The organism is Streptomyces sp. NPDC002870, assembly GCF_042888505.1.
Taxonomy (GTDB): domain Bacteria; phylum Actinomycetota; class Actinomycetes; order Streptomycetales; family Streptomycetaceae; genus Streptomyces.
This window is the reverse complement of the sequence record NZ_JBIAPW010000015.1, coordinates 67,668-92,516: the sequence shown is the minus strand read 5'-3', so window position 1 is coordinate 92,516 and position 24,849 is coordinate 67,668. Positions and strand designations below refer to the sequence as shown.

The 24,849-nt window shown below is 71.9% G+C and carries 24 protein-coding genes and 6 tRNA genes; 10 read left to right on the top strand and 20 right to left on the bottom strand.

Annotated elements, in window-relative coordinates:
• Complete coding sequence (locus ACFYWY_RS20350) at positions 1 to 447, bottom strand: SRPBCC family protein (RefSeq protein WP_389188245.1); 447 nt, start codon at positions 445 to 447, stop codon at positions 1 to 3.
• A gap of 91 nt (positions 448 to 538) precedes the next feature.
• Between ACFYWY_RS20350 and ACFYWY_RS20345 the strand changes: the two genes are divergently transcribed.
• Positions 539 to 3,253: an SCO7613 C-terminal domain-containing membrane protein gene (locus ACFYWY_RS20345; RefSeq protein WP_389188242.1), complete on the top strand. Its 2,715-nt coding sequence runs from the start codon at positions 539 to 541 to the stop codon at positions 3,251 to 3,253.
• A 57-nt stretch (positions 3,254 to 3,310) separates the two neighbouring features.
• Here ACFYWY_RS20345 and ACFYWY_RS20340 read toward each other — a convergent pair.
• Both ACFYWY_RS20340 and ACFYWY_RS20335 read right to left on the bottom strand, forming a co-directional pair.
• Positions 3,311 to 3,382, bottom strand: a tRNA-Val gene (locus ACFYWY_RS20340).
• Positions 3,383 to 3,436: 54 nt separating this feature from the next.
• Positions 3,437 to 3,916, bottom strand: coding sequence for a TIGR02611 family protein (locus ACFYWY_RS20335; protein ID WP_389188239.1), 480 nt, complete (start codon positions 3,914 to 3,916; stop codon positions 3,437 to 3,439).
• A gap of 190 nt (positions 3,917 to 4,106) precedes the next feature.
• Between ACFYWY_RS20335 and ACFYWY_RS20330 the strand changes: the two genes are divergently transcribed.
• Complete coding sequence (locus tag ACFYWY_RS20330; RefSeq protein WP_003959770.1) at positions 4,107 to 4,520, top strand: SsgA family sporulation/cell division regulator; 414 nt, start codon at positions 4,107 to 4,109, stop codon at positions 4,518 to 4,520.
• A gap of 190 nt (positions 4,521 to 4,710) precedes the next feature.
• On the top strand, positions 4,711 to 5,268 hold the full coding sequence (locus tag ACFYWY_RS20325; RefSeq protein ID WP_389188236.1) for a CGNR zinc finger domain-containing protein: 558 nt from the start codon (positions 4,711 to 4,713) through the stop codon (positions 5,266 to 5,268).
• Positions 5,269 to 5,271: 3 nt separating this feature from the next.
• Here ACFYWY_RS20325 and ACFYWY_RS20320 read toward each other — a convergent pair whose 3' ends face one another.
• Positions 5,272 to 5,424: a hypothetical protein gene (locus tag ACFYWY_RS20320; protein ID WP_215095580.1), complete on the bottom strand. Its 153-nt coding sequence runs from the start codon at positions 5,422 to 5,424 to the stop codon at positions 5,272 to 5,274.
• Between the two features lie 82 nt (positions 5,425 to 5,506).
• Positions 5,507 to 5,950: a hypothetical protein gene (locus tag ACFYWY_RS20315; protein WP_389188483.1), complete on the bottom strand. Its 444-nt coding sequence runs from the start codon at positions 5,948 to 5,950 to the stop codon at positions 5,507 to 5,509.
• A gap of 168 nt (positions 5,951 to 6,118) precedes the next feature.
• On the opposite strand from ACFYWY_RS20315, the gene ACFYWY_RS20310 reads away from it, so the two are divergent.
• On the top strand, positions 6,119 to 6,640 hold the full coding sequence (locus tag ACFYWY_RS20310; protein ID WP_389188232.1) for a DsbA family protein: 522 nt from the start codon (positions 6,119 to 6,121) through the stop codon (positions 6,638 to 6,640).
• A gap of 12 nt (positions 6,641 to 6,652) precedes the next feature.
• On the opposite strand, the gene ACFYWY_RS20305 is transcribed toward ACFYWY_RS20310, so the two are convergent.
• The 3 genes from ACFYWY_RS20305 to ACFYWY_RS20295 form a co-directional block, all read right to left on the bottom strand.
• A complete protein-coding gene (locus ACFYWY_RS20305; protein ID WP_389188228.1) occupies positions 6,653 to 7,492 on the bottom strand; it encodes a GNAT family N-acetyltransferase in 840 nt (279 codons plus the stop codon).
• Positions 7,493 to 7,582: 90 nt separating this feature from the next.
• Positions 7,583 to 8,413, bottom strand: a complete 831-nt coding sequence (locus ACFYWY_RS20300; protein WP_389188225.1) for an aminotransferase class IV — start codon at positions 8,411 to 8,413, stop codon at positions 7,583 to 7,585.
• A complete protein-coding gene (locus ACFYWY_RS20295) occupies positions 8,414 to 9,469 on the bottom strand; it encodes a chorismate-binding protein (RefSeq protein WP_389188222.1) in 1,056 nt (351 codons plus the stop codon). It abuts the gene before it with no gap.
• 145 nt (positions 9,470 to 9,614) lie between these two features.
• Between ACFYWY_RS20295 and ACFYWY_RS20290 the strand changes: the two genes are divergently transcribed.
• The 5 genes from ACFYWY_RS20290 to ACFYWY_RS20270 all read left to right on the top strand — a co-directional run bounded on the left by ACFYWY_RS20290 (position 9,615) and on the right by ACFYWY_RS20270 (position 10,057).
• A tRNA-Gly gene (locus ACFYWY_RS20290) sits at positions 9,615 to 9,687 on the top strand.
• Between the two features lie 32 nt (positions 9,688 to 9,719).
• Positions 9,720 to 9,793, top strand: a tRNA-Cys gene (locus tag ACFYWY_RS20285).
• Position 9,794: 1 nt separating this feature from the next.
• A tRNA-Val gene (locus ACFYWY_RS20280) sits at positions 9,795 to 9,866 on the top strand.
• 20 nt (positions 9,867 to 9,886) lie between these two features.
• Positions 9,887 to 9,958, top strand: a tRNA-Val gene (locus tag ACFYWY_RS20275).
• 24 nt (positions 9,959 to 9,982) lie between these two features.
• Positions 9,983 to 10,057: transfer RNA gene (locus tag ACFYWY_RS20270), tRNA-Val, on the top strand.
• Between the two features lie 48 nt (positions 10,058 to 10,105).
• On the opposite strand, the gene ACFYWY_RS20265 is transcribed toward ACFYWY_RS20270, so the two are convergent.
• From ACFYWY_RS20265 to ACFYWY_RS20250, 4 genes are all read right to left on the bottom strand, one after another.
• On the bottom strand, positions 10,106 to 10,384 hold the full coding sequence (locus ACFYWY_RS20265; RefSeq protein ID WP_389188219.1) for a zf-TFIIB domain-containing protein: 279 nt from the start codon (positions 10,382 to 10,384) through the stop codon (positions 10,106 to 10,108).
• Between the two features lie 68 nt (positions 10,385 to 10,452).
• Positions 10,453 to 11,418 carry a phosphotransferase family protein gene (locus tag ACFYWY_RS20260; protein WP_389188216.1) on the bottom strand — a complete coding sequence of 322 codons (966 nt, stop codon included), beginning with the start codon at positions 11,416 to 11,418 and terminating at the stop codon, positions 10,453 to 10,455.
• 432 nt (positions 11,419 to 11,850) lie between these two features.
• Positions 11,851 to 12,057, bottom strand: coding sequence for a hypothetical protein (locus ACFYWY_RS20255; RefSeq protein WP_384242059.1), 207 nt, complete (start codon positions 12,055 to 12,057; stop codon positions 11,851 to 11,853).
• 188 nt (positions 12,058 to 12,245) lie between these two features.
• Positions 12,246 to 12,503 (bottom strand): hypothetical protein, encoded by a 258-nt coding sequence (locus tag ACFYWY_RS20250; RefSeq protein ID WP_215095562.1) that lies wholly within the window; start codon positions 12,501 to 12,503, stop codon positions 12,246 to 12,248.
• A gap of 233 nt (positions 12,504 to 12,736) precedes the next feature.
• Here ACFYWY_RS20250 and ACFYWY_RS20245 point away from each other — a divergent pair, with 233 nt between their 5' ends.
• Complete coding sequence (locus ACFYWY_RS20245) at positions 12,737 to 13,927, top strand: serine/threonine-protein kinase (RefSeq protein WP_389188211.1); 1,191 nt, start codon at positions 12,737 to 12,739, stop codon at positions 13,925 to 13,927.
• 12 nt (positions 13,928 to 13,939) lie between these two features.
• Here ACFYWY_RS20245 and ACFYWY_RS20240 read toward each other — a convergent pair whose 3' ends face one another.
• The 8 genes from ACFYWY_RS20240 to ACFYWY_RS20205 all read right to left on the bottom strand — a co-directional run bounded on the left by ACFYWY_RS20240 (position 13,940) and on the right by ACFYWY_RS20205 (position 24,741).
• Positions 13,940 to 14,758 (bottom strand): TrmH family RNA methyltransferase, encoded by an 819-nt coding sequence (locus tag ACFYWY_RS20240; protein WP_389188208.1) that lies wholly within the window; start codon positions 14,756 to 14,758, stop codon positions 13,940 to 13,942.
• Positions 14,759 to 14,849: 91 nt separating this feature from the next.
• Positions 14,850 to 16,088 carry a uroporphyrinogen-III C-methyltransferase gene (gene cobA, locus ACFYWY_RS20235; protein ID WP_389188205.1) on the bottom strand — a complete coding sequence of 413 codons (1,239 nt, stop codon included), beginning with the start codon at positions 16,086 to 16,088 and terminating at the stop codon, positions 14,850 to 14,852.
• Between the two features lie 150 nt (positions 16,089 to 16,238).
• Positions 16,239 to 19,526 (bottom strand): nicotinate-nucleotide--dimethylbenzimidazole phosphoribosyltransferase, encoded by a 3,288-nt coding sequence (gene cobT, locus ACFYWY_RS20230; RefSeq protein WP_389188201.1) that lies wholly within the window; start codon positions 19,524 to 19,526, stop codon positions 16,239 to 16,241.
• Positions 19,527 to 19,858: 332 nt separating this feature from the next.
• Entirely contained in the window at positions 19,859 to 21,115 is a 1,257-nt protein-coding gene (gene cbiE, locus ACFYWY_RS20225; protein ID WP_389188198.1) for a precorrin-6y C5,15-methyltransferase (decarboxylating) subunit CbiE, read from the bottom strand.
• Positions 21,116 to 21,221: 106 nt separating this feature from the next.
• The gene (locus ACFYWY_RS20220; protein WP_389188195.1) at positions 21,222 to 21,869 is read right to left on the bottom strand and encodes a GNAT family N-acetyltransferase; all 648 of its coding nucleotides are present in this window, start codon (positions 21,867 to 21,869) and stop codon (positions 21,222 to 21,224) included.
• Positions 21,870 to 22,016: 147 nt separating this feature from the next.
• Positions 22,017 to 22,877: a MetQ/NlpA family ABC transporter substrate-binding protein gene (locus tag ACFYWY_RS20215; protein ID WP_389188192.1), complete on the bottom strand. Its 861-nt coding sequence runs from the start codon at positions 22,875 to 22,877 to the stop codon at positions 22,017 to 22,019.
• Positions 22,878 to 22,945: 68 nt separating this feature from the next.
• The gene (locus ACFYWY_RS20210; RefSeq protein ID WP_389188189.1) at positions 22,946 to 23,617 is read right to left on the bottom strand and encodes a methionine ABC transporter permease; all 672 of its coding nucleotides are present in this window, start codon (positions 23,615 to 23,617) and stop codon (positions 22,946 to 22,948) included.
• Positions 23,614 to 24,741: a methionine ABC transporter ATP-binding protein gene (locus tag ACFYWY_RS20205; RefSeq protein WP_389188186.1), complete on the bottom strand. Its 1,128-nt coding sequence runs from the start codon at positions 24,739 to 24,741 to the stop codon at positions 23,614 to 23,616. The genes ACFYWY_RS20210 and ACFYWY_RS20205 overlap by 4 nt, the downstream gene beginning before the upstream one ends.
• Between the last annotated feature and the right edge of the window lie 108 nt (positions 24,742 to 24,849).

The window sequence follows — 24,849 nt, the reverse complement described above, 5'->3', positions numbered from 1 at the left end:
TCAAACTCCCCCGAGGTATGCGGCAAGACCGCGCCGCCCGCCGCGCATCATCGCCGCGTGATTGGCGCGAAAGACCGGCCGGCAGGGCAGCGCCAGCCGCCTCATCAGCGGCTTGCACACCTCCACCTCCTGTTCGTACAGCGCCCGGGTGCCGGTGCCGCGCGCCGTGAGCGTCCACCGCGCCCAGCCCTCCAGGTCCCCTGCCATCCCCACTTCGAGCACCCCGGCCGTTGGGTCGCGCCGCTGGGCGCGGGCGGTGACGAGCAGTTCGTACGGGAGGAAGGAGCGGAAGCGCGCGGTGCCGGTGGTCTCGTCGAGCGCGGTGACCTCGCGGACCTGCGGCCACCAGCGGGGGTACTCCTCGGCCCTGGCCAGCACCTCGTACACGGCCGCGGGTCCTGCGGTCAGATCCCAGACGCTGCGGAAGCGGTAGCGACACCAGTCCATGCTCCAAGTCTGCGCCCCCGGGGGCGTACTCACCCGCGATCTGAGTATCCGCGCCCATGCCGTGCGGTGTGGCGCGGACCACACTGCGACCATGGAGAACGTTCCGCCACCCGCCGAGGAACTGGCGATCCTCGACCGTGAGCTGGTCCGACTGGACGCTCGCCGGGCCCAGTTGCTGACCCGCAGAGCCTGGTTGATCACCGCGATACGGCAGTCGCAGCCCGCCGCCCCGCCGGGACCGGTGACGCGGCCCCTCGCCGCGCCGCCGCCCGAGACGTCCCCGCCGAGCGTGCAGAACCTGCTGCTCACCCTCGGCGGGATTCTTTTGACCATCGCGGCGATCGCGTTCACGCTGGTCAGCTGGGGGTACCTGGGTATCGGCGGGCGCTCAGCGGTGCTCGGCGCGGTGACGGTCGCGGCACTGGCCGCGCCGGCCCTGCTGCTGCGCCGGGGGCTCGCCTCGACGGCGGAGGCGGTGGCCGGTCTCGGCCTGGTCCTGATGGTGCTCGACGCGTACGCCCTGCACCGGGTGGCGCTGCCGGACACCGGCGGGCTGGGTTACGCGGCCTTCGCCTCTGCCGCGCTCGCCGCGCTGTGGTCCGCGTACGGTCTCTCGCTGGACCGGCTGCGCACTCCCCTGCCGGTGGCCGTGCTGACCGCGCAACTCCCGCTTCCGCTCTGGGCGCTGACCGCTTCCGCGGGCGCGCCGCCGATGGAGTGGGCCCTGCTGGCGACCGCCGCGCTCGATGTCGTGGTCGCGCTGTCGGCGAAGCGCGCGGGTGTCCGGGGAATCGCCACCACCGCCGCCGCGGCGACGGGCGGATGGGCACTGCTGATCGGCGGCTCGCAGTCGGTGACGGCAGCCACGCCGACGGCCGCGGTCGCCCCGGCCGCGCTACTGCTCGCGGCGGCGGGCGTGGCACTGTTCGCGGCCTTGCGGTCGGCTGCGGCTGCTACCGCCGCGTCCGTTGTGGCGGGCCTCGCGGCGGTCGCGGCGGTCGGCGGCGTGGCTCGGGCAGGGACGCCTGAGGGGTGGTCGGTCCTGGGGTATCTGCTGTGCGCGGTGGCTCTGCTTGGCCTTGTACGGGCGGGAGTACCGCGGCGGCTGCGCCCGGGCCTGGCGATCGCGTCGGCCGCGGTCCAGGCCGCGGCGGCGCTCTCGGCCCTGCCTCTGGTCGCACCCACCCTGGCGGGTCCGCTGACGGTCCTGGACACGATCTGGTCGGGCACACCGACGGACGCCCGCGGGGCACTGGGCGTGGATCTACCGGAATCGGGCCTGACGGCGACGCCGCTGGTCCTGCTGATCGTGGCAGTGACCCTGGTGACGGCCTCCCGTTGGTCACCCGCCACCGAGGGCCCGCCCGCCGGGTCTCCCGAAGCGCCCACGGGCGCTGCCCCGCCCGCCGCTGCACCTGGCACGGCCGCAGCCCGTTCCACCCCGACCGCCGGCCCTACGGAGGGCACCGGCCACCCCGGCCGCCCCGCCGGAACACCGCCCACGCCCACCGCCCGGGCAGGCGACGCCACGCACCCCTCGGACGCACCCATCCTGGAAGGGCACACCGGCCCGGCCGCCGGGTCCTCGGCCACGTACGCCTCCCCGGCCGGAGCCGCCCAGCCCGCCCGGGGGGCGACTCCCAGCGGGCCGCCGGCCGTCGGCCCCGGGCTGCGTGGCCTCGCCGTTCCCGTCGCCTTCGGGCTCGTATGGGCCGCCCTGCTCGTCGTGCCGCCCGCGCTGGATCTCGGGTACGCCGCGACCGTCGCGCTCCACGTGCTTCTGACCGTCGCCGCGGCAGCCTTCACCGTGTGGCCCGCGTGGATCGCCCGGCACGCCCCGGCAGGCGCCGTCGTCGGCCTCGGCTGCGCCCTCGGAGGCGGCGTCAGCGTCGCGCTGCTGTCTCTGGCCACCCGCCCGGCCACTTTCGCGGTGCTTGCCACCCTGACCGCCGTCCTCACCGCCGCCGCGGCCGCGACACGGGCCGGGCGCGCAGTGCAGGCCGTCCTGGCCTGCGCCGCCACCGGCTTCGCGACCGCCCTCGTCGGTGCTGTCGCCGGCGCCGTCGAACTCCCGCCGCACCAGGCCGGGTTGGTGCTCCTCACCATCCCCGCCGCCGTGGCTCTCCTCGCCGCCCGGCTCGGCCGGCACCCCGTCGCCCTCCCGATCGAGCTCACCGGTGCCGCCGCGGGCCTGCTCGCGGTCGGCCTCGCCGTCGGGGACCGCCAGACGCTCGCCGTGGTGCTGGCGCTCTGCGGCGTGATCGCCGCGGGCACGGCGGTGCGGGCCGAGCGCCGCCCCGCGGCCGGGTATCTCGCGGTGGTGCTGTTCGTGCTGGCCACCTGGGTACGGCTGCACGCCTCGGACGTCGCCAGCCCCGAGGCGTACACCCTCCCGGTGACCGTCGCTGCCCTCGCCGTCGGTGTGCTGCGCCGCCGCCGCGACCCGGAGGCGTCGTCCTGGACGGCGTACGGCCCCGGTCTCGCCGCGACGCTGCTGCCGAGCCTCTTCGCGGCCTGGGGCGACGAGCACTGGCTGCGCCCGCTGCTGCTCGGCGTCGCGGCCCTGGCCGTCACGCTCACCGGCGCCCGGCTGCGCCTCCAGGCGCTGCTGGTGCTCGGCGGCGCGGTGCTCGCCCTCGACGCGCTGCACGAGCTCGCGCCGTACGTCGTCCAGGCCGTCGGCGCGCTCCCCCGCTGGCTGCCGCCGGCGCTCGCCGGGCTCCTGCTGCTCGCCGTCGGCGCGACCTACGAGCAGCGGCTGCGCAACGCCCGCAAGCTGCGCGACACCCTCGGCCGCATGCACTGAGGGTCGCGAAAACGCCGAAGGCCCGGAGACGTCAAGTCTCCGGGCCTTCGGTCCGGGTGGGCGATACTGGTTTCGAACCAGTGACCTCTTCGGTGTGAACGAAGCGCTCTCCCACTGAGCTAATCGCCCGGGCGCACCGCAAACATTACCCGATGTCAGCGGGTCCCCCTGACAAGTTTCAGGTCACTCCTTGATCTTCCAGGGCATCACGATCCCGAACTTCCAGACGTAGATTCCGACCAGCACCGCGATGATCACGAGACCGATCGTGGTGAGGATGATGTTCCTTCGTCGCACCTTGGGATCGAGCGCCTTCTGTGCCGCCTCGGTCACCTTGCGCTTGGTCCAGCGCAGCACCAACTGCGCCCAGACGAACTCGGTCGCCCAGATCGCGATGCCGCCGAAGATCACCAGCCAGCCGGGGCCCGGCAGTGGCAGCATCACGATGCCCGCCACGACCACCGCGAGGCCGACGATGAAGACGCCGACCTGCCAGCTCAGATGCAGCGGCTTTGACCGCTTGATGAAGTGGGGCGCCTTCGAGCCGAGCTCCGGCTCCTCCGCGGCCACCACATCCACCACGTCGCCCGTTCCGTCCCCCGTGGCGGGTTTCGGGTCCGTCGCCGCGACGACCTTCCCCCGCTCGTCACTCTCCGCATTCATGGGCCCAAACTTACCGGATTGAACCCGGTCACCGAAATGGCCGTATAACACAAAGTGATGCACCGCCGTACGAGCGACATGAAGGATCACAAAACGGTCAGAGGGGTTTACAACGGCACCGTAGGTGGCATGTCGATTTCGCCGACGTGCGAACCCCCGAGCGCACACTGAGCGAAAGGCCCTGGCGCTTATGAACACCACGGTCAGCTGCGAGCTGCACCTGCGCCTCGTTGTATCGAGCGAGTCTTCACTGCCTGTACCCGCGGGCCTGCGGTATGACACGGCCGATCCCTATGCCGTGCACGCCACCTTCCACACCGGAGCCGAAGAGACGGTCGAGTGGGTCTTCGCCCGCGATCTTCTCGCTGAGGGGCTGCACCGGCCCACTGGCACGGGCGACGTCAGAGTCTGGCCGTCCCGCAGCCACGGCCAGGGCGTCGTCTGCATCGCGCTGAGCTCCCCGGAGGGCGAAGCCCTGCTCGAGGCCCCGGCGCGGGCCCTGGAGTCGTTCCTGAAGCGGACCGACGCCGCGGTGCCACCGGGCACCGAGCATCGTCACTTCGATCTCGACACGGAGCTCTCGCACATCCTGGCCGAGAGCTGAGCCAGGCAGCGAGCTGCACGGCGTCGTCCACTCGGGGAGACGGCGCCGCGCGGAAAACCACATACGGTATACACCGGCGCCGTCACCGCGGATCACATCGCGGCGACGGCGCCGCTGCGCTCTCGGCGCGAACCGCTAGAGTCAGCGCAATTCGGCGGGCACCGGCCCGCAGCAGGCCAGGGAGCGCATCGTGCTGATTCCCCACGACACCCGGATCGCACTCAACACGGTCGTCGATCTGGTGAACACCGCACCGGAGGGCGAGCAGGGCGACGGGCTCGCGGACATTGCCGCGCTGTACGACTTCGTGCGCAGCCACGACGTCAGCGGCGTGGGCGAACTGAACCAGCGGGACCTCAAGGCGGTGCAGGGCGTACGGACCCAGTTCGCGGAGATCTTCGCTGCGCCCGACGGCCGCACCGCGGCCGCGCTGGTCAATGAGCTGGTGGCGGCCGCGGGGACCACCCCGCAGCTCACCGACCACGACGGCTACGACTGGCATGTGCACTACTTCGCGCCGGGAGCGTCGGTTGCCGACCATCTCGCCGCGGACTGCGGGATGGCGCTGGCCTTCATCGTCGTCGCGGGCGAGCAGGAGCGGCTGCGACGATGCGAGGCGCCGGACTGCGGGCGCGCGTTCGTCGATCTGTCACGCAACCGCTCGCGCCGCTACTGCGACAGCCGCACCTGCGGCAACCGCCTGCATGTCGCCGCGTACCGCGCGCGCCGCAAGGAAGCGGCCGGCTGAGGCTCACAGCAGGAACAGATCGTGTACCGCGGCCATGAGCAGCAAGAAGCCGATCACCGCGAGGAAGATCATCAGGGGTGGCTGGGAGAGCGCGAAGAGGCAGCCACGCGGCTCTTCGGTCGGTGCGGGGGCCTGGCCCCGGGAGGTATCGAGCATCTCGGGGTGATGATGTCGCAGCCCGGCCCGTCGTGATCGACCAACACGCCCCGCGACTGCGGGAGTTCATCCGGATCCCGGGCTATATTCCGTGCTTCTTCAGGATCGCCTCGATGTCGCTGAAGTCGTCGCCGGAACCGGCGGCCTTCCGCTTCGCCACGGGCTGCGCGGCCGGACGGCCCGCCTGCCCGAGTGAGGGCGCGGACGCCTCGGGCGCGACCGCCTCGCGCTGCGCCGACTTCGCAGCCTTGCGCTCCTTGCGGGTGCCCACGCCGCGCCGCTCGACGGCCCGGGTCGTCATGAAGAGCAGCCACGCGCCGCCCAGCAGGCCGAAGCCGACCCACGCGGACGGGCTGAAGGCCGTGTCGACGGCCCATTCGACGGCGCCGGTCAGCACCAGGCCGATCGGGACCAGGGAGTAGGCGGCTATCCGGGCCGCGGCCAGGAAGCGCTTGCGGTACGCCGTGATCGCGGCGATGCCCAGGCCCGCCGCGGACACCGCGGAGAAAATGGTCTCGGCAATCATCCGGTCCTCCAGGCTCAGGCGGGCATGGGCGGGTACGTCCCTGTCCATCGTGCACCGTCCGGCGGGGCAGTGGCCACGGTCCCGTACGACCTCAGGGAGATCTCCGGGACGGCCTCCTCCCCAGGTCCCGGTCGGGGTACGCGCCGCAGGGCTGGGAGACTGGGTCCCATGAGCGACTCGACCAACGCCCGCCCCCTCGTACTCGACGTCTGGTGCGAGCTCCAGTGCCCCGACTGCCGCAGCGCCCTGGAGGATCTGCGGGCCCTGCGCGAGCGCTACGGCGACCGGCTGGAGCTGCGGCTGCGGCACTTCCCCCTCGGCAAACACAAGCACGCCTTCACCGCCGCCCAGGCCGCGGAGGAGGCTGCCGAACAGGGCAAGGGCTGGCCGTACGTGGAGGCCGTGCTCGCGCGTACCGAGGAGCTGGCGGCGAAGGGCGAGCCGTTCCTGCTGGAGGTCGCGCGTGAACTGGGCCTGGACGCAGAGGAGTTCGACACCGCCCTGATCGACGGGCGGCACATCCTGATCGTCGACGCCGACCAGGCCGAGGGCAAGGCGATCGGCGTCACCGGCACTCCGACGTACATCATCGACGGCGAGCGCCTCGACGGCGGCAAGAGCCAGGAGGGGCTGCGGGCGCGCATCGAGGAGATCGCCGACCGGCTGCTCGCCGGCTCCGGGACGGACTGAAGGTTCCGGCGCCTAGAGCAGTTGCTTGAAGGAGTTGACGGCGGTCGTCCCATAGCCGAGTGACTCGTACAGCCTGACCGCCGGGGTGTTGTCCGCGAAGACATGCAGTCCCAGCAGGCGCAGCCCGGCGTCCAGCGCAACGTGCTCGGCGAGCAGCATCAAGGACCGCCCGTGTCCCTGCCCGCGCTGTCCTTCTGCGACCTCCACGTCGTACACGAAGGCGCCGATCTCACCGGGGCGCACCTCGCGCCGGCCGACGAAGAGGTGGCCTACGGCCACGCCCTCCTGGACCAGGACGCTGATCCGGGTTCCGGGGCTCGCGAGGCCGTCGGGCAGGATGCTGCGGTAGTCGGCCTGCGACTTGGCGCGCGCGTCGTCCGCCGGGACTCCGCGCTCGCGCCAGCTCTGTGCGTACGTCTCGATGGCCGTGGCCAACCACGGCTGGAACTCCGCCTCGGTCATCGGGCGGCCCTCGACGTGCGCCGGCAGGGCGGGCGGCTGTTCCGGCAGCTCCTTGATCATGTTGCGGCTGCGCTCCGTGTAGCCGAGGGCGGTCGCGAGCCGCGTGGCGGCGGCGGCCTCCGGCGGCACGCACACCCGCACCTGGGTGCAGCCCCAGCCGCGCAGCACTTCCTCGGCGGCGAGCGCTGCGACGGTCCCCCTCCCGCGCCGCCGGTCCGCCTCGTCGATATGGAGCGAGCGGATGGTGCCGGCCGTGGCGCTGAGGGCGGGGTAGGTGGCGATCTCGATCGTGCCGACGGGGCGGCTGTTGACGCAGACCTCGTACGAACGCGACCGTGCGCCGTCCGTCTCGTGCTGAAGCGGCCCGGTCGGCCGCAGGGTGGTGGTCATCAAGGGTGTTCTACCTGCCCGGCGGCCGCCCGTCACGGGGTTTTGCCTGTCGGGCCCGTACGTCCCGGGTCGTCCGACGGGAAACCGGGGTTACGGAGCCTTCGGATCGTTGTCTGCAGCGGAGCGCTCGTCGAAGATCCGCATCGCCTTGGCGGTCACCGGTCCCGGCGCGTGCGCGAGCTCCCGGCCGTCGACCCGCCCCACCGCCTGTACGTCGCGGAGGGTGGACGTCAGGAAGACCTCATCGGCCCGGTCCAGCACGTCGAGCGGCAGGTCTGTCTCCCTGGCCCCCGCCCATTCCACGGTCAGGGCGCGGGTGATGCCCGCCAGACAGCCGGAGGAGACGGGCGGGGTGTACAACTCACCGTCGAGTACGACGAAGACATTGGAGCCGGTGCCCTCGCAGAGCTGTCCGACGGTGTTGGCGAAGAGCGCCTCGGACGCCCCCTGCTCGCTCGCCCTGGCGAGAGCGACGACGTTCTCCGCGTACGACGTCGTCTTCAGCCCGACCAGCGCGCCACGCTCATTGCGCGTCCAGGGAACGGTGATCACGGCCGTGGTGTCGGGACGCCGCTTGGTCTCGCCGAGCGCGACGACGAGGGTCGGACCCGCGGTGCCGCGGTCGGAGCCGAGGGGCGAGGTACCGCCCGTGTACGTGAGGCGCAGCCGGCCGAGGGCCATGGGGTTGGCTTCCAGCACTGCCGCGCAGGCGCGGCGCACCTCGTCGTGGTCCGGGTCCGGAAGGCCGAGGCCGCGGGCCGAGCGGGTCAGCCGGTCGAGGTGCTGGGTGAGGGCGAAGGGCTGCCCGTGGACGGCCTTGACCGTCTCGAAGATGCCGTCGCCCACGGTCAGACCGTGGTCGAACACCGACACCCGGGCGTCGTCGGCGTCCGTGAGTACGCCATTGACCCAAAGCTTCATCTAGCTGGTCCTTCCGCTCGCCTCGTACGCTCCCGACGCTATCGCGAGCAGCCGAGAAGCCTTCAGCTCGGTCTCCTCCCACTCGCCCTCGGGGTCGGAGCCCCAGGTGATCCCGGCGCCGGTGCCGAAGCGGAGCACCGGCCTGCCGGCCCGGGGGCGGTCGATCCAGAAGGTGCGTATGCCGACGGCGAGCTCGCCGGTGCCGCGGTCGGCGTCGACCCATCCGATGCCTCCGCAGTACGGTCCGCGGGGCGCCGTCTCGAGCGCCTCGATGATCTTCAGGGCACTGGACTTGGGCGCCCCGGTCACCGAGCCCGGCGGGAAGGTGGCCGTCAGGAGCTCCTGCCAGCCCGCCTTGGGCCCCAGTTCCCCGCGCACGGTGGAGACGAGGTGCACAAGACCAGGATGCGCCTCGACCGCGCACAGCGCCGGGACGGTCACCGTGCCCGTGGCGCAGACCCGCCCCAGGTCGTTGCGGACCAGGTCCACGATCATCACATTCTCCGCGTGATCCTTGTCCAGCAGATCGTCGACGGTGCGTCCGGTGCCCTTGATCGGCCCGGACTCGACGGTCTGCCCGTCCCGGCGCAGATACAGCTCGGGCGACGCGGTGGCGATCTCCACGCCGTGCGCGGGCAGCCGAATGGTCCCGGCGTACGGGGCGGGGTTGCCGCGCGCCAGCAGGGCGGTCAGCGCGTCGACGTCGGCGCCGTCCGGGTCGGGCAATGGCGCGGAGAGAATTCGGCAGAGGTTCGCCTGATAGACCTCGCCCGCCGCGATGAGCTCGCGGATGCGCCGGACGCCGGCGGAGTACGCGGCGCGGTCCAGCGAGGACGTCCAGTCCCCCGCCGCCGGGCCCCGCCAGCGCCCCGGCACGGGCTCAGGCACCGGCTCCGTACGCACATCGCCGAAGCGGGCGCAGGTCAGACCGCCCTCGAAGTCTGCGGCGACAGCCCAGAAGCCGGCCGACTCCAGTGCTTCGGGGTCGCTGGTGACATCCCGGAGGTCCGATGCGAGGAGGCTGCCGAAGCGGGCCAAAGGAGCGAGGTCATGCACGTCTGTGAGTCTATGGTGAGGGCCGATGAGCCGCTGCGGCGTGAACACACCTCAGCACGCTGCGGAAACGCGTTTTTGTGCTGGCCCGGGAATCCGCTAGAGTTCAACACGTCGCCGGGCCGCGGAAGCGGGCCGGAACCGACAAGCGGACGTGGCTCAGTTGGTAGAGCATCACCTTGCCAAGGTGAGGGTCGCGAGTTCGAATCTCGTCGTCCGCTCGAGGGGGATCTTCCCGAACCCCTGCATTCAGGGTGGAGTGGCCGAGAGGCGAGGCAACGGCCTGCAAAGCCGTCTACACGGGTTCAAATCCCGTCTCCACCTCCAAGGACGATTAGCTCAGCGGGAGAGCGCTTCCCTGACACGGAAGAGGTCACTGGTTCAATCCCAGTATCGTCCACTGGATCCGCGAGGATTCGCGCGCGATTAGCTCAGCGGGAGAGCGCTTCCCTGACACGGAAGAGGTCACTGGTTCAATCCCAGTATCGCGCACGCAGTACAACTCAAGATCGTCCCGCGCGATTAGCTCAGCGGGAGAGCGCTTCCCTGACACGGAAGAGGTCACTGGTTCAATCCCAGTATCGCGCACCAGCCAGAACCCCCGGCCGCATCCACGGCCGGGGGTTCTGTCGTTGCCGCTCAGGAAGAGAAGAGCATCCGGCCGAAGCCCTTCTGGCGGTGATGACCGCCGTGATGGCCGCCGTGGTGCGGGGCGCCCCAGGCGGGCGCGGGGGCGGCCGGGTAGGCCTGCGGGGCGGGCGGCGGGGGCGGAGTCTGGGTCCACTGCGACTCGAGGCGGGTCAGGGACTCCAGCTCGCCGTAGTCGAGGAAAATCCCCCGGCAGCCGCTGCACTGCTCGATCTGGACGCCGTTGCGGTTGTACGTGTGCATCGCTGCATGGCACTTGGGACACTGCATGGTCTGCTCAGCTCCTCGCCGTTCGGTCGACGTCGCCGGGATGCATGCCCGGTGACGAGGAGTTCAGACTACGACCCGGGCTCGAACTCCAACTCGGGCGGGAGTGCCGCGATTCGGGCGCAGGCGTCGATCACGGCCTGCTCGACGTCGTCCGGATCGCGGTGTTCCGCGGCGGATTTCGCCAGGGCGAGGGCGGCGGTCTGGATGGTCAGTGCGCGGGCTGGGACGTCGAGTTGGGGCCAGGGGTCGGCGTCTGCGCGGACCGCCGGGCCGTCCTCGGCCGTGTACGCGCCGAGGAACCGCTGCCAGATCTCTGGGGACAGCAGACCGGCGGCGTACCAGGCGGCAGGACGGGCCAGGTCCCAGGCGGGGTCGCCGAGGCCGAGATCGTCGACGTCTATCAGCAGCCAGGGGCCGGCGGGGGCGGGGTGGCGGACGAGCTGGCCCAGGTGGAGGTCGCCGTGGCAGAGAGTGCTGTTGCGGGGCGACGGGGCCTCGTCGCGTGCCCAGGCGGGGAGCCGCTGCCAGGCCTGCCGGACGGTGGCGGCCGCGGGGTGGTCCGCCGCCGCCGCACGCATCCGCGCGAGGGCCCGGGCGGCCTTGGCGGGGCCGCGCATGGGTGGGAGGGGGGCGGGGAGTTCGGCCGGCCCGACGCGGTGGAGCCGGGCGAGCAGCACCGCGGCGTCCTCCCAGGGGGCGGCGTCGGGGTCCGTGGGGTCCACGGGAACGCCGTACGGCCAGGCCGTGACGGGCCGGCCGCGCACATCCCGTACCCGGAGCGGGAGCGGTGGAAGCAGGATCCCGGCGAGGCGCGGGTGCGCGGCGACGGCGATGCGGGCGCGGTGTCCGTCCAAGTCGGTGCCGGGTGCGTGCGCCTTGGCGACGGCTTCCCCGTGCCGTACGACGACGCCGTCGTCCCGGTCCGCGAGCACGGCCTCGTCCCGCCCACAGGCCCGGCAGGCCGGCCGCGGCCCTGGCAGATGCGCGGCGTCGCGGGCGGCGTCGGCGAGCGCGCGTACGACGGATGCGGTCACGGTCTCCCTCGGGGGTGCGGTGCGGTCCGGCTGGGAGCGTACGCGGTTCCCCTACCCGCCCTCTCCGTGCGCCCTGGGGGGCGTGGGAGGTACCCCCATCCCGAAACTGTGGGCTGCCGCCCCCAGACCCCCTGGAGGGGGAGGTTACGTGGGGGCCGACGCCGCCGCGCACCCCCCAAGGCGCCGGCTTCGCGGCGCAAGGCCCCGCACCCGCCGGAAGGGGAAAGTCACGTCGGGGCCAACGCCCCGCACCCCCAAGGCGCCGGCTTCGCGGCGCAAGGCCCCGGCGCGTGGGAGGGGGTGGGCAGCGCGATGGCCGGTCAGCTCCCCAGCTGACCGGCCAAACGCTGCCGTCCGCCGCACCCCCGTCCCCACGGGGCTGTTGGCCGGATGTCCCCGACCCGGACCGCTCTTCCGGGCCCGGGGCGCCGCTCAGCGCCCCAGCATCACGCCCACGGACGACGCTTGTGTGACCACCGCTTCCCAGCCGCCGAAGGCGACCACCAGCAGTGCCGCCAGAGGAAGGACCATGGCCGTCGCCACCAGCGGGTGGCGCCTGCCTGACGGGCGGCCGCCGAACGCGGCGAATGCCTTGCGTCCCTGCGTGCGGATCATGGTCCGCGATGCCGTGTCCGCCATCGTCCCTCTCCTGTTCGTATGGGCAGCGGCGGGTGTCTGACCTCGGGGGACGAGTGCTGCACCCGCCGCTTGACTTCAACATTAGGGAAACGACAAGGCCCGGTCGTCATGCCCGCGTACCCATTGCCGGGCCTCCCGGAGGATGAGCCGCCACCCAGCGACGTACTCCCCTGGGTGGAGAGGCCGACCTAGGCCTTGGGGTCTTCCCGGAGGGGACGCTCCGAGGAGTCCTCCCGCGGCACCGGCTGCTCGACCAGCGCCAACACCCGCGTCGCCATGAAGCGAGCCGTCCGCACCACCCCGCCGCTGCGGGTGACTTCGCTCACTTCCACCACCCCCCTGCGCACTGCCGTCTCCACCCTGCGACCCGCCCGGCTTGCCACCACTTCATACGTACGAGTCGTGTCCCCAGCGTCCACGACTATCTCCACGCGGTCACCCTTCACTGATCCAATCCCCCTTCTGCGACGGAGCTTTGAGATCTCGCACGGGCTCGGGGGCGACGGATACGCCGTCCCCTGACCACTCTTCAAGTTTCCCACCCGGCACTGACAATCGATCGGGCCGTGAGGGCGCGGCCTATGAGCACACCGGGGCGGGGGTACGTAAGCTGTGCCACGTCAAAAGGACGACCGTGGCAGCGGGGGTGGGGTCTCCCCACCGTAGGTAGGGGACGGACATGGCGATGATGCGGCTCCGGCGCGAGGATCCGCGTGTCGTCGGCTCGTTCAGGCTTCACCGGCGGCTCGGTGCGGGCGGCATGGGCGTCGTCTATCTGGGCTCCGACCGCCGCGGGCAGCGCGTCGCGCTGAAGGTGATCCGGCCGGATCTGGCGGAGGACCAGGAGTTCAGGTCGCGGTTCGCGCGCGAGGTGTCCGCCGCAAGACGGATCCGCGGCGGCTGTACGGCCCGGCTGGTGGCCGCCGATCTCGAGGCGGACCGCCCGTGGTTCGCCACCCAGTACGTCCCGGGTCCCTCCCTGCACGACAAGGTCGCAGAGGACGGCACGCTGCTGGCCGCCGAGGTGGCCTCGATCGGCGCCGCGCTCTCCGAGGGCCTGGTCGCGGTGCACGAGGCCGGTGTCGTGCACCGGGATCTGAAGCCGTCGAACATCCTGCTCTCCCCCAAGGGCCCCCGGATCATCGACTTCGGCATCGCCTGGGCGACCGGCTCGAGCACGCTGACGCATGTCGGCACCGCGGTGGGCTCGCCCGGTTTCCTCGCGCCGGAGCAGGTGCGCGGCGCCGCGGTCACCCCGGCCACGGACGTCTTCGCGCTGGGCGCCACGCTCGCGTACGCGGCGACGGCCGACTCGCCCTTCGGACACGGCAGTTCGGAGGTCATGCTGTACCGGGTGGTGCACGAGGAGCCGCAGCTGTACGGAGTCCCGGACGCGCTGGCTCCGCTCGTCCGGGCCTGTCTGGCGAAGGACCCCGAGGAGCGCCCGAGCACGCTGCAACTGTCCATGCGGCTCAAGGAGATCGCGGCGCGGGAGGCGCAGGGGCTGTCCGAGGGCCGGCCGCCGGCCCAGCGCGAGCGCGTCGAGCAGGACCGTCCGACCTCGCGCTATACGGAGCGGACGGCACGCGCGGAACGGACTGCACGCATGGAGCGGGCGGAACGGACGGAGCGGCGTACGGCGGGCACGCCCGCGGCACGCCCGCAGCCGTCGCGTACCGGCAACACCCGCCCCCAGCCGCCGCGCAACACATCCCGCACGAACGGCCGTCAGGGCACCAGGCCCGGCGTCCGCACCACGTCGGCCGGGCGGCGGCCCGCCAACCCACGGCTGCTGCGTCAGCGCATCATCGTCTTCTTCGTCGTGACGCTGATCGTGGCCCTGGGGATCGCGGCGGCCCAGCAGTTGTAGGCCGGCCGGGGCTCAGGACTGCGGGCGCCCCGTCGCCACCGCGTAGAACGCGACCGCCGCGGCCGCGCCCACATTGAGCGAGTCCACTCCGTGCGCCATCGGGATGCGCACCCACTCGTCGGCGGCGACGAGCGCCTGGGTGGAGAGCCCGTCGCCCTCCGCGCCGAGCATCAGCGCGACCCGGTCCAGCCGGTGCGGGGCCGCCACGTCGATCGCGGCGGCCTTCTCGTCCGGGGTGAGGGCGAGCAGCTTGAAGCCCGCTTCCCGTACGGATTCCAGACCCCTCGGCCAGGATTCGAGGCGGGCGTAGGGGACGGAGAAGACCGCGCCCATGGAGACCTTCACCGACCGGCGGTAGAGCGGGTCCGCGCAGTCCGGCGAGAGCAGCACCGCGTCCATGCCGAGGGCCGCCGCGCTGCGGAAGATCGCGCCGATGTTGGTGTGGTCGTTGACGGCCTCCATGACGACCACACGACGGGCCGACTGAAGCAGTTCGTCGGCCGTCGGCAGCGGCTTGCGCTGCATGGAGGCGAGCGCTCCGCGGTGTACGTGGTAGCCGGTGACACGTTCGGCGAGGTCGGGGCTCACCGCGTACACGGGCGCCGGGAGCTCGTCGATGACGTCGCGCATGACGTCGACCCACTTGGCGGAGAGCAGCATCGACCGCATCTCGTAACCGGCGTCCTTGGCCCGTCGGATGACCTTTTCGCCCTCGGCGATGAACAGGCCTTCCGCGGGCTCGCGCTTGCGCCGGAGCTCGACGTCGGTCAGGCCCGTGTAGTCGCGCAGGCGCGGGTCGTCGGGGTCCTCGACAGTGATGAGATCAGCCACAGGGTGATACTGCCTTCTCCGGGGTGCGGTGCCAACGGCTGGGCGGAGGCGTGTTACTTGCGGTTACGCGTGACGTGTCAGAGGTTGGGCGTCAGGCGTTGCGCTGTGCAGCCTGCGGGCCGACGGTGACGACTTCGCCGATCACAATGACCGCCGGCGGGCGTACGTCCTCGGCCCGCACCGTCTCGGCCACGGTCGCCAGGGTCGCGTCGACGCGGCGCTGGGCCGCTGTGGTGCCCTCCTGGACCAGGGCCACCGGGGTCTGGGGGCTCTTGCCGTGGGCGACGAGGGTCTGCGCGATCGCGCCGATCTTGTCGACTCCCATCAGGACGACGAGCGTGCCGCGCAGCTTGGCAAGGGACGCCCAGTCGACCAGCGAACGCTCGTCGTCCGGGGCGACATGGCCGCTGACCACCGTGAACTCGTGCGCGACACCGCGGTGGGTGACCGGGATGCCGACAGCTCCGGGGACGCTGATGGAGCTGGAGATTCCGGGGACGACGGTGCACGGGATGCCGGCCTCTGCGAGGGCTTCGGCCTCTTCCATCCCACGTCCGAAGACGAAGGGGTCTCCGCCCTTGAGGCGTACGACCGCCTTGCCCGCTCTCGCGTGCTCGATCAGGGAGTTGTTGATGGCCTCCTGGGCCATGTAGCGGCCGTACGGGATCTTCGCGGCGTCGATCACCTCGACGTGGGGCGGCAGTTCGTCGAGGAGGTCGCGCGGGCCGAGGCGGTCGGCGATGACGACATCCGCCTCGGCGAGGAGGCGGCGGCCGCGGACGGTGATCAGGTCCGGATCCCCGGGACCGCCGCCGACGAGGGCGACGCCGGGGGTCCTGGTGCGGTGGTGGGGGGCGGCGAGCGTGCCGTCGCGCAGGCCCTCGACGATGGCGTCGCGCACGGCGGCGGAACGGCGGGGGTCACGCCCGGTCAGCACCGCGACGGTCACGCCCTCGGACCGCCCGGTGGCCGGGGTCCAGGCGGTGGCGGCGCTCGCGTCGTCGGAGCGTACGCACCAGGTGCGGGTGCGCTCGGCCTCGGCGGATGCGCGCTCGTTCGCCTCGGTGTCGGAGGTGGCGATGAGGGCGTACCAGGCGTCGGCGAGGTCGCCCTCGGCATACGGACGGCGCTCCCAGCGGACCTCGCCGGCCGCGGCCATCGCCTCGACGGAAGGGGTCGCGTCCGGTGACACGAGGACGATCTCGGCGCCGGCCGCGATGAGCGCGGGGAGCCGGCGCTGGGCGACCTGGCCGCCGCCGAGTACGACGACGCGGCGCCCGGTCAGGCGGAGTCCGACGGGATAGGCGGGGTGCTCGGCATGCTCGGCCATGACGGTGCGGGCTCCTCGGGCGGGGGGTGCGTGTACGGAGCCGCTGCGGCGGTGAAGCGGCTGGTGGGGTGGGGTGCGAAGCCCCGGCGCTCCACCTTACGGGCCGGGGGCCTCAGGGGCACGGTGCCCCCTGCCCCCGCCCCCGCCGCGCTACTTCTCCGTCACGCCCGCCGAGTCGAACGTCGCCACCTCGTGCATCGCTCTCGCCGCACTCTGCACCACCGGCAGCGCCAGCAGCGCACCCGTGCCCTCGCCCAGACGCAGGTCCAGGTCGACCAGCGGGCGCAGGCCCAGCTTGTTGAGGGCTGCCACGTGGCCGGGCTCCGCGCTGCGGTGGCCCGCGATGCAGGCCGCCAGCGCCTCGGGGGCGATCGCACGGGCGACCAGCGCGGCCGCACCCGCAGAAACGCCGTCCAGCACCACCGGCGTACGCAGCGACGCGCCACCGAGGATGAAGCCGACGAGCGCCGCGTGCTCCAGGCCACCGACCGCGGACAGGACGCCGACCGGGTCCGCCGGGTCCGGCGCGTGAAGCTGCAGCGCGCGACGCACCACGTCCACCTTGCGCGCGTGCATCTCGTCGTTGATGCCCGTGCCGCGGCCGGTGATCTCACCCGGGTCGATGCCCGTGTAGACGGCGATCAGTGCGGCCGAGACCGTCGTGTTCGCGATGCCCATCTCACCGGTGAGCAGCGCCTTGTTGCCCGCCGCCACCAGATCCCGCGCGGTCTCGATGCCGACCTCGACCGCCGAGAGGACCTCCTCGCGGGTCAGCGCTGGGCCGGTCGTGAAGTCCGCCGTACCCGGCCGGACCTTGCGCGGCAGCAGACCCGGCGTGGCGGGCAGGTCCCCGGCCACACCCACGTCGATCACGCAGACCTCCGCGCCCACCTGGTTGGCGAACGCGTTGCAGACAGCGCCCCCACCGAGGAAGTTGGCCACCATCTGGGCCGTCACCTCCTGCGGCCACGCCGTGACCCCCTGCGCGTGCACCCCGTGGTCGCCCGCGAAGATCGCGACCGCGGCGGGCTCCGGGATGGGCGGCGGGCACAGCCGGGACAGTCCGCTGAGCTGCGCGGAGATGATCTCCAGCATGCCGAGCGCGCCCGCCGGCTTGGTCATTCGCTTCTGCCGCTCCCACGCCTCGCCGAGCGCCTTCGCGTCCAGCGGGCGGATGTTGGAGACGGTCTCCTGGAGCAGATCGTGCGGCTCCTCGCCGGGCAGCGCGCGCCGGCCGTACGTCTCCTCGTGGACGACCCACGACAGCGGACGGCGCTTGGACCAGCCCGCCTGCATCAGCTCGGGCTCCTCCGGGAACTCGTCGACGTAACCCACGCAGAGATACGCCACGGCCTCGAGGTGCTCCGGCAGCCCGAGCGCACGCACCATCTCGCGCTCGTCGAAGAAGCTGACCCAGCCGACGCCGAGGCCTTCGGCGCGGGCGGCGAGCCACAGGTTCTCGACGGCGAGCGCGGAGGAGTACGGGGCCATCTGCGGCTGGGTGTGCCGCCCCAGCGTGTGGCGGCCGCCCCGCGTCGGGTCGGCGGTGACCACGATGTTCACCGGGGTGTCGAGGATCGCCTCGATCTTCAGTTCCTTGAACTGCTTCGCCCGGCCCTTCGGCAGCGACTTGGCGTACGCCTCGCGCTGACGCTGTGCGAGCTCGTGCATCGTGCGCCGGGTCTCGGCGGAGCGGATGACCACGAAGTCCCAGGGCTGCGAGTGGCCGACGCTGGGCGCGGTGTGGGCGGCCTCGAGGACGCGGAGCAGCACGTCGTGCGGGATGGGATCGCTGCGGAAGCCGTTGCGGATGTCCCGGCGCTCGCGCATGACGCGGAGTACGGCTTCGCGCTCGGCGTCGTCGTAACCGGGTGCGGGCGCGCCGTCGGCCGCGAGCGGCTCGGGCGCGGGCTGCAGTTCTACTGCCGGAGCGGACTCTTCGGCCACGACGGCCTCCTCGGCGAGCTCAACGACCTCTGCGGCCTCGGCGGTTTCGCCGGCCTCGGCGATTTCGGGAGCCGGGACAGGCTCGGCTTCTGCAGCGGGCTCTGCGGTGGGTTCCGCGAGCGATTCCGAGCCGCCGCCGTCGCGTGGCGCGGGCAGGGACACGGACACGGGCCCGACCGCCTCGGGCACGGGCTCGGGCACGACGGCCTCGGCCGCGGGTGCCTCGGGCTCGGCGGGCGCTGCCGCCGCTTCCTGTACGGGCTCGGGCACCGGTTCGGGCTCCGGCACCGCTTCCGGCTCGAGCTCGGGTACGGGTTCGACCATCACGGCGACCGGCGTCGGCGCCAGGTGGGGCGTAGTGGGGAGCGATCCCTCGACGGGGACGAACTGACCGGCAGGCGTCGGCTCAGGCCCCGGCTCCGGCTCCGGCACTGCTTCCGGCTGCGCCTCGGGTGCCGGGGCAGTGGCCTCGACGGCATCCGGAGTGACTGGCGCGGCAGATGTGACGGGAGCGACTGGCGCGGGCTCTGGGACGACCGTTTCTGCTGGTCCCGGAGGCGACGTGTGGTACTGCGGGGGCTGCGGGTCCCAGGGTGCCCCGGCCTGCGGCGGAATCTCGCCCAGCTGCGGCCCCGGCAGCACGGCGCCCGTTTCGTCGCGCGGAATGTCGAGGTACTCAAGTCCCGTCGTGGGCGGTCCCGGAGTGTGTACGCGCATGGGGTGCGGCGGCGTCCCCGCCGGACCGCGGTCGGCCAGAGAGCGCACCACGCCGCCCGTGCTGTCGGGCATCGGCGGGCCCATGTGCAGCGGGCGCCGCGCGGGCGGAGGTGTCGGGGTGACCGATGCGGGCGGGACGCGTACGCCATTGAGGTCTACGGAGCCGGAGTCACGGCCCCCGGCCTCGTGCGCGCCGGACTCGTTCGCGCCGGACTCGTTCGCGTCGTAGACGGGCATGGCCGGCTCGGCGACGGGCTCCTGCGCCGGAGCGAACTGCTCCTGCGCGTAGGCGGGTGCGGCGAGATCCGGAGCCGCGAACTCCGGGGCCACGGGCGCCTGTACCTGTACCTGCACCTGCGCGGGCACCTCGCCATGAGGCTCGCGCTCGGAGACAAAGGGCCCGGACCCGTGATGCTCGGAAACGACGTGTTCGGAAACTGGGTACTCAGAAACTGGGTACTCGGAAGCGAGGTGCTGGGGAGCGCCGTGCTCCGGCCCGGCCGTCTGAGCCACCGGCACCGGCATCGCCACCGGGGCCTGGCCCCCATGCCCCAGCCCCACCGGGCCCTGCTGTACAGGTTGTACGGGCTGCGCCGGCTGCGGGTCGCTCCAGGCACCCTGCGCCCCCGGCATCAGCAGTAGATCGTCTTCTTCCGGACCGTTCTCGGAGGGGTCGAGGAAGGTGTACGCGCCCGGAGCGGGGATGCCCGGCTGCTCCACCATGCCTGCGTTCTCCGGCAGCCCCTCGCCCGGGATCTGGCCGGTGTCAGTCATGCGTACCCCTCGCCCATCGCTTGTGCTCCTTCGCCCATCACCCGGGACGCCCGATCGCGGCACACCTGACGCCCGTCAACAAGAACGAGCGTGTGCGCCGAGCGGCACGATGACCCACGGACCCCAAGCATTCTCGCGGCCGTTCGCCGCCGCGGCAGAGAGATCCGCCACGGTGCGCTGTGGGCTGCGCCACGTTGCGCTTCCCCCGGTTCCGACGTACCACATACGGGAGCCAAAGCGCCCCCTTTTTCCGGACATTGACGAACGAAACGACGAACGACCGGGTGCGGTACAACGATCGGCCAGCCTACCCCGCGCCGCGCGGCGTGGGGTCAGGGGGAGCGATCCAAGCGCCTGCCGGAGAGCAGAAAGACGACGGAACGTTCCCGCTCCGCCCAGTCCGCGGTGTCCAGTTCGACCCACTGCAGCAGTGCGCACTCCACCGCGTATCCGCCCGCGGCCAGTGCCGCCCCGATCGCCTCGGCCTCGTCCCGGGTCGAGGCATGGGTCACGATGCGCTGCGGCCGCCGGTCGGCGCAGGCGGTCACCACCGGCACTCCCCCGCCCCCGATCCGTACGACATCGGGTTCGGGCAGCCGCTCCAGCACGTGCGGCGCGCGCCCCTGGACGACCTGGAGCTGGACTCCCGACTGCCGGGCGGTGGCATCGGTGCGACCGCAGGCCGCCGGGTCCGCGTCGACGGCGATGACCGCGGCGCCGAAGCGGGCCGCCTCCGCCGCGAGCGCGCCGCTGCCGGAGCCGATGTCCCACACCAGGTCGCCGATGCGGGGGCCGAGGCGGGCCAGTTGGGCGGCGCGCAGCTGCACCGACTCGCCCTCGCCGAGACCCTCGCCTTGCCCCTCTCCGTGCGGCTGTCCGTACGTCTGTCCGTACGTCCGGGCGGGCAGCGCCCAGCCGCGCATCGCCGGCGGGTAGCCGGGTTCGTGGCCCGCGATCCAGCCCCCGCCGGGCACCGCAGGGGTCCCCGCGCCACCGATGACGATGACGACGTTCGGGTCCCGCCAGGCGTGGTCGGCTGCCTTGTCGGAGGTGATGACCGTGACCTGCTCACGGTCGGTGCCGAGTTCCTCGCAGATGACGAAGGTGCGGTGCACGCCCTCAAGGAGCAGAGCGAGCTCGGCCGGGCCGGCGCCCGGGGAGGTGAGGACGGCGACCTTGGGGTGCGCCCGGCACACATTGACGGCGCGGCGCAGCGTACGGCTGTGGGCGACGACGACCTGGGCGTCGTCCCACGGCATGCCCGCCCGGGCGAAGGCGGTGGCGACGGACGAGACGGCGGGCACGACCTCGACCTCCAGGCCGTGCTCCGGGGCGCGCAGGGCGCGTACGACGCCGAAGAAGCCGGGGTCGCCGTCGGCGAGGACGACGGCGCTGCCACGGTGGCCCGCGATCCGCCGGGCGGCGAGGTCGACGCTTCCGAGCCGGATGCGCTCGGCGCCCTTGGGCACCTCGGGGAGGGCCAGGTGGTGGGCCGCTCCTGCCACCAGGGTGGCGGCGGAAAGGGCGGACCTGGCGGCAGCGGTGAGCGGCGAACCGTCCCAGCCGATCACCGTGACCCGGTCGGCCATTGTCTTCAGTCTCCTGGTGTCGTCGTCGCAGGTCGGGGCAGCCTGCACGGGTGCAGGCAGGCTGAGAGTACCTGGCGCGGCGGTGGCGGGCCCGGACCGGCTGCGGTCAGTTCCAGTCGGTGAAGGAGGCGTAGCCCGCGTCCGCCATCTGGTCGGCGACGCCCTCGAGGTCCTCGGGCAGCAGGCTCCAGACGATCAGATCGGTGCGGATCTCCGCCCAGCCGCCGTCGTCGGTCTGCGTACGCGCTATCCAGGCGTTGCGCAGCACACCCTCGCTGATGCAGCCGATCTTCTGCGCGACCTGCTGGGAGGCGGTGTTGTCGGCGGCCGTGCGCAGCTCCAGGCGCTCGAACCGCTGGTCGCGGAACAGCCACTGGGCGACAGCCAGCACCGATTCGGTGGCGTAGCCCTCGCCGCGCGCCCAAGGTGCGGTGACGTACGCGATCTCGGTGGCGAGCGTGCGCCAGTTGGTGTTCTGCAGATGGACGGTGCCGACGAGGCGCTGGGTGAGGAACTCCGTGACGGCCAGAACGATTCCACGGCCTTCGGCGCGCTCTGCAGGAGCGATCCTGCGGACCCATTCCCCGGCGTCGGCGGCGGTGTACGGGTGCGGCACCGAAGTCCAGGCGGTGACCTGTTCGTCGTTCATCATCTCGGTGTGCGCCGGGATGTCGGCTTCCTCGAAGGGGCGCAGCACCAACCGCTCCGTGCTGATGGACACGTCCGGGAAGGTGGTAGTCATGCGCAGCTCCATGCCGAAGACCGTCGTAAGGGTCGTAGCCGTAAAGTCACAGCATGCAGCATCGGGTGCGGGATGCGCATGGCCGGGTGGGCTCGCGACGAGGCCCCGCTCACCGGCGTGCGGTGAGCGGGGCCTCGTTCAAAGGGCTTGCGGCGAGCGCTACTTGACGGAGCCGAAGGCCGCGACGATGGAGCCGGCGTACTTGTCGTCGATGAACTTCTTCACCTCGGGGGAGTTGAGGAGCTTCGCGAGCTTCTCGACGCGGGCGTCCTTCTGGTTGCCCTCCTTGACGGCGAGGAAGTTGGCGTACGGGTTGCCGTCGGCCTTCTCCAGCGCCAGGGAGTCCTGGGCGGGCTTGAGGTCGGCCTCGATGGCGTAGTTGCCGTTGATGACCGCGGCGTCGACGTCGTTCAGGGCGCGGGGCAGCGTGGCGGCCTCCAGCTCCTTGAACTTCAGGCCCTTGCTGTCCTTGATGTCGGAGAGCTTGGCGTCGGTGCCGGCGCCGTCCTTGAGGGTGATCAGGCCGTTGTCGGCGAGCAGCTTGAGCGCGCGGCCCTCGTTGGTGGTGTCGTTCGGGACGGCGACGGTCTGGCCGGCCTTGATCTCCTTGATGTCCTTGGACTTCTTGGAGTACAGGCCCAGCGGCTCCAGGTGGACGTTGACGACCGGGACGATGTGGGTCTTGTTCTTCTTGTTGAAGTCGTCGAGGTACGGCTTGTGCTGGAAGAAGTTGGCGTCGACCTGGCCGTTCTCGGTGGCGGTGTTCGGCAGGACGTAGTCCGTGAACTCCTTGACCTCGAGGTTCAGTCCGGCCTTCTTCGCCAGGTTGTCCTTGATGTAGCCCAGGATGTCGGCATGCGGCGTCGGGGACGCGGCGACGACCAGCGCCTTGGACTCGTCGGCCTTGGCGCCGGAGTCGGACTTGGCTGCCGGGTCCGACGCGGTGCCGCAGGCGGTGAGCCCGAGGGAGAGAGCGGCGGCAGCGGCGGCGACAGCGGTGAGCTTGATGTTCTTACGCACGAAGAGTGCCTCTTTCTGGTGGAGCGGAACGACGCCCGGACAAGGAGTGCGGGCTGTGTGGGATGAAGTCAGGAAGCGGTACGGCCCCGGCGCGCCAGGAGTCGTACGGCGCCGTCACCGATGAGCTGCACGGCGGTGACGAGGGCGATCAGGATGACGACCGTGATGAGCATGAACTGGGTCTCGAAGCGCTGGAATCCGTAGGTGACGGCCTTGGATCCGAGCCCCTCGCCGCCGACCGCGCCGGCCATCGCCGAGTAGCCGACGAGCACGATCACGGTGGTGGTGACGGCGGAGACGAGCGAGGGCAGGGCTTGGGGCAGCAGCACCTTGCGGACGATCGTCGGGACGGAGCCGCCCATCGACTGGACGGCCTCGACCAGTCCGTGGTCGACCTCGCGGATCGCGGTCTCGACGAGTCGCGCGAAGAACGGAATGGCGCCCACGGCGAGCGGCACGATCATCGCGGTCGGGCCGATGAAGGTGCCGACGACCAGCGTGGTGAAGGGGATCAGCGCGATCAGCAGGATGATGAACGGCAGTGAGCGGCCGATGTTCACGATCACGCCGACGACCTTGTTCACCGGGGTGTTCTGCAGCAGTCCGCCCTTGTCGGTGAGGACGAGCAGCACACCGAGCGGCAGTCCGCCGGCGACGGTGACGAGGGTGGACCACAGCACCATGTAGAGGGTGTCGACGGTGCCCTGGCTCAGCAGCGGCTGCATCTCCGACCAGGTCACTTGGCACCTTCCTTGACCAGTGCGGCGGCGCCCTGCGCGGGCAGGACGACCGGCTCGGCGGGGGCCTCGGCGTCGGCGTCGACGATGTCGACCTGGAGGCCCTGCTCGCGCAGGAAACCGACCGGGACGACGTTGTCCTCGTACCGGCCCGGGAGTTCGATGCGCATCCGGCCGATCTGCTTGCCGGCGACGGTGTCCATCGCGGCGCCGAGGATCGATATGTCGATGTTGTACGTACGCGAGAGCTGCGAGATCACCGGCTGGGTGGCGGCCTCGCCGTGGAAGGTGACGTCGATGACCGTGCTCTCGGGCCCTGAGGCCTCGCCGTCGACCGGGAAGAGCTCCCGGGCCAGTTCGGAGCCGGGGGTCGCGAGCAGTTCGCTCACCGTGCCGGATTCGATGATCTTCCCCTTCTTCATCAGGGCTGCCGAGTCGCAGATCGTCTTGACGACGTCCATCTCGTGCGTGATGAGCAGAACGGTCAGTCCGAGCTGCCGGTTGAGGTCGCGCAGCAGCTGGAGGATCGAGCGGGTGGTCTCGGGGTCCAGGGCGCTGGTCGCTTCGTCGGAGAGCAGCACCTTGGGGTCGCCGGCGAGCGCCCGGGCGATGCCGACGCGCTGCTTCTGGCCGCCGGAGAGCTGCCCGGGGTAGACCTTGGCCTTGTCGGCGAGGCCCACCAGGTCGAGGAGTTCCAGGGACTTGCGCGAGCGCTCGGCGCCCGGGATCCCGAGGATCTCCAGGGGCAGTTCGACGTTGTCCTTGACGGTGCGCGAGGACAGCAGGTTGAAGTGCTGGAAGACCATGCCGACGCGGCTGCGCGCCTCGCGCAGTTCCTTGGTGGCGCGCCGGCCACGGCCGGCCAGCGCGGTGAGGTCCTGGCCGGCCACGGTCACGGTGCCGGAGGTGGGGCGCTCCAGCAGATTGACGCAGCGGATGAGCGAGGACTTTCCGGCGCCGCTCTGGCCGATGACTCCGAAGACCTCGCCCTCACGGACGTGCAGGTCGACACCGTCCAGGGCGGTGACCTGGCGGCCTCGCGACTCGTAGACCTTGGTAAGGCCCGTAGTGGTGATCACAGGGGTTTCCGTCACTGTCGAGTGCACGGCGCGGTGTCCGCCGGGCACGGGGCATTCACGTTCTGACAGGCAGGCGCGGCACGGCTGATTTCGGCTGATGGCCGGTGGGCAACGCGTGCGCGGGGCAGGCTCGGTCCGATGCGGTCCGTTCGGTGC

Coding starts and splice junctions, on each gene's coding strand:
- ACFYWY_RS20350 (WP_389188245.1), bottom strand. CDS start 447: ATGGACTGGTGTCGCTACCGCTTCCGCAGCGTCTGGGATCTGACCGCA.
- ACFYWY_RS20335 (WP_389188239.1), bottom strand. CDS start 3,916: ATGAATGCGGAGAGTGACGAGCGGGGGAAGGTCGTCGCGGCGACGGAC.
- ACFYWY_RS20310 (WP_389188232.1), top strand. CDS start 6,119: ATGAGCGACTCGACCAACGCCCGCCCCCTCGTACTCGACGTCTGGTGC.
- cobA (WP_389188205.1), bottom strand. CDS start 16,088: ATGGCCGAGCATGCCGAGCACCCCGCCTATCCCGTCGGACTCCGCCTG.
- ACFYWY_RS20320 (WP_215095580.1), bottom strand. CDS start 5,424: ATGCTCGATACCTCCCGGGGCCAGGCCCCCGCACCGACCGAAGAGCCG.
- ACFYWY_RS20220 (WP_389188195.1), bottom strand. CDS start 21,869: ATGGAGCTGCGCATGACTACCACCTTCCCGGACGTGTCCATCAGCACG.
- ACFYWY_RS20245 (WP_389188211.1), top strand. CDS start 12,737: ATGGCGATGATGCGGCTCCGGCGCGAGGATCCGCGTGTCGTCGGCTCG.
- ACFYWY_RS20345 (WP_389188242.1), top strand. CDS start 539: ATGGAGAACGTTCCGCCACCCGCCGAGGAACTGGCGATCCTCGACCGT.
- ACFYWY_RS20265 (WP_389188219.1), bottom strand. CDS start 10,384: ATGCAGTGTCCCAAGTGCCATGCAGCGATGCACACGTACAACCGCAAC.
- ACFYWY_RS20330 (WP_003959770.1), top strand. CDS start 4,107: ATGAACACCACGGTCAGCTGCGAGCTGCACCTGCGCCTCGTTGTATCG.
- ACFYWY_RS20305 (WP_389188228.1), bottom strand. CDS start 7,492: ATGACCACCACCCTGCGGCCGACCGGGCCGCTTCAGCACGAGACGGAC.
- ACFYWY_RS20300 (WP_389188225.1), bottom strand. CDS start 8,413: ATGAAGCTTTGGGTCAATGGCGTACTCACGGACGCCGACGACGCCCGG.
- cobT (WP_389188201.1), bottom strand. CDS start 19,526: ATGACTGACACCGGCCAGATCCCGGGCGAGGGGCTGCCGGAGAACGCA.
- ACFYWY_RS20255 (WP_384242059.1), bottom strand. CDS start 12,057: ATGGCGGACACGGCATCGCGGACCATGATCCGCACGCAGGGACGCAAG.
- cbiE (WP_389188198.1), bottom strand. CDS start 21,115: ATGGCCGACCGGGTCACGGTGATCGGCTGGGACGGTTCGCCGCTCACC.
- ACFYWY_RS20315 (WP_389188483.1), bottom strand. CDS start 5,950: ATGATTGCCGAGACCATTTTCTCCGCGGTGTCCGCGGCGGGCCTGGGC.